Source organism: Pannonibacter sp., assembly GCF_051860505.1.
Taxonomy (GTDB): Bacteria; Pseudomonadota; Alphaproteobacteria; order Rhizobiales; family Stappiaceae; genus Pannonibacter.
The window spans coordinates 1-2,325 of record NZ_JBHYDX010000050.1 but is presented as its reverse complement, the minus strand read 5'-3'; the positions used below and the strand labels follow the sequence as shown (position 1 = coordinate 2,325).

Genomic DNA, 2,325 nt, shown 5'->3' with positions numbered 1-2,325 from the left:
ACGGTGCTCCGCCCGCGGACCATTCACGCTCCACCAGATCAATCTGGCAAGAGGCGCTCGGATAGACAGGGATGACGATGAAGGGTTTGTCAGTGGTCCGGTCCGCCGTCAGGCGAGGACGGCGCGGATTTTCTGGGCGTTGGCGGCCAGCACGGCGTTGTCCGCCATGCCACTGGCATGCGGGGCGAGGGCAACGCCCTTGAAGCGCGGGATCACATGGACGTGGGTGTGGAACACCACCTGGCCCCCAGCTGTTTCCGAGAATTGCTGGATGGTCGTGCCGTCGGCGTTAAAGGCCTTGATCACAGCATGGGCCATCTTTTTGGTGGTCGCCATGACGGCGAACAGGTCGTCTTCCGCAATGTCGAGGATGTTGCGCGAAGGGGCCTTCGGGATCACCAGCACATGGCCGTCGCCGCGCGGCATGATGTCCATGATGACGATGGTCTTGGCGTCCTCATACACCGTGTGGCTGGGCAGTTCACCGCGCAGGATTTTTGCGAAGACGTTGCTGGCATCATAGGCAGGGCTGGACATCAATGGCTCCGGTCGTGGGGGGGCAACAGGCGTCGGGCAAGCCTAGCGGCTTGTCCTTGCGGCCTGCAACAGGAAGCTGATAGCGGGCCGTTCGGGAGGGGGAAAGGAGAATCAATCGAATCAGTTGGCCTGAATTGTTCGCTGGGTAAATGAAGGCCTTCATCCTTTTCTGAAAGGCGCGAGTTCGGCCAGCACCTTTGCCTCGGAGGCAACCGCTGCCCGCTCGCGCTCCAGGTAGTCGGCGACCGCCTGCCGAAGGCCCGGATGCGCGATCCAGTGCGCCGAACGCGTGAGGATCGGCATATAGCCGCGCGCCAGCTTGTGCTCTCCTTGCGCCCCGGCCTCGACAACCTTCAGGCCATTGGCGATGGCGAAGTCGATGGCCTGATAGTAGCAAACCTCGAAATGCAGGCAGGGGTGATGTTCTATGCAGCCCCAGTTGCGGCCATAGAGCGTGTCAGAGCCGATGAAGTTGATTGCTCCGGCAATGGTGCGCCCGTCGCGCTTGGCCATCACCAGCAGGATGCGCCCGGCCATCCGTTCGCCGATTAGCGAGAAGAAAGCCCGGTTGAGATAGGGCCGGCCCCATTTGCGCGAGCCCGTGTCGATGTAAAAGGCGAAGAACGCGTCCCAATGTGCCTCGGTGATGTCGCTGCCGGTCAGCCACTCGATGGAAATGCCGTTCTCCAGCGCCTCGCGCCGCTCCTTGCGGATTGTCTTGCGCTTGCGTGAGGCGAGATCCTCAAGAAAGTCCTCGAAACTGCCATAGCCCCGGTTGATCCAGTGGAACTGCTGGTCCGTGCGCTGCAGGTAGCCTTCGCTGCCGAGCAGGTCCCATTCCGGCTCGGTCAGGAACGTGGCATGGACGGAGGAGGCCTCCGACACCCGGCACACCTCCACCAGTCCTTCAGCCAGCGCTGCGGTCAGGCTGTCGCGGTCATGCAGCGGCGAGGTTAGAAAGCGTCGTCCGGTCGCCGGGGTGAAGGGCACGGAGACCTGCAGCTTCGGATAGTAGCTGCCGCCAGCCCGGTGAAAGGCCTCGGCCCAGCCATGGTCGAAGACATATTCGCCCTGCGAATGGGTTTTGAGATAGGCCGGCACGGCACCGAGGGCGGTGCCTTCCGTGTCTTCCAGCAGGAGGTGACGCGGGATCCAGCCTGTGCGCCCTCCGACGCAGCCGGACGCCTCCAGAGCCTCCAGAAAGCCATGCGCCAGAAAGGGATTGTAGGGGGCCGGCGCTGCGTCCTCGACACTCAGGCGTGGGCTGAGGCTGCCATCTGCATTGAGAGCATAAGACGGATTGGCAAGCCCGTCCCAGATTTCGGCCCCGATCTCCGACAAGCTGTTCAGGATCCGCAGCCGGGCTACGGTCACGACCGGGCCGCTGCCCCTCGCGCCGCTGTCCCCAATGTCGGAGACCGCAGCATCACAGCCGTCAGCCGGGGGCAGTGTGGCGCTCATGAAGATCGGACCCTTTTATGGCCGGGCAGGGAGGGCCACGGCTGAGGCGGCAGGACAACAATACCCATCAGAAGGTAGATCACTGACCTGCGGCTGCAAGGGGGCGGTGATCGTCCACGGTAAGCGGGAGCCACCCGCAGCCAGCTTCAGCCCCCAGCGCCGCCTTACCCTCCGCGCCGTCCCGGCCTTGAGCCGGGACCTGTCAGGCCCGTCCGCGTTTTCGACCGCTCGAGCCGCAACCTCACAAGAACAGGTCCCGGCACAAGGCCCATACGCGCTAACTTATGCATTTGATTGACTGGTATTTTCGCTTGGCTCTTGGAGGCT

2 protein-coding genes are annotated in these 2,325 nt (G+C 63.3%); both read right to left on the bottom strand.

Annotation, left to right across the window (positions count from 1 at the left end):
• Positions 1-108: 108 nt before the first annotated feature.
• Entirely contained in the window at positions 109-537 is a 429-nt protein-coding gene (locus ACTIFE_RS20415) for an HIT family protein (protein ID WP_439530984.1), read from the bottom strand.
• Between the two features lie 159 nt (positions 538-696).
• Positions 697-1,998, bottom strand: coding sequence for a GNAT family N-acetyltransferase (locus ACTIFE_RS20410; RefSeq protein WP_439530983.1), 1,302 nt, complete (start codon positions 1,996-1,998; stop codon positions 697-699).
• Between the last annotated feature and the right edge of the window lie 327 nt (positions 1,999-2,325).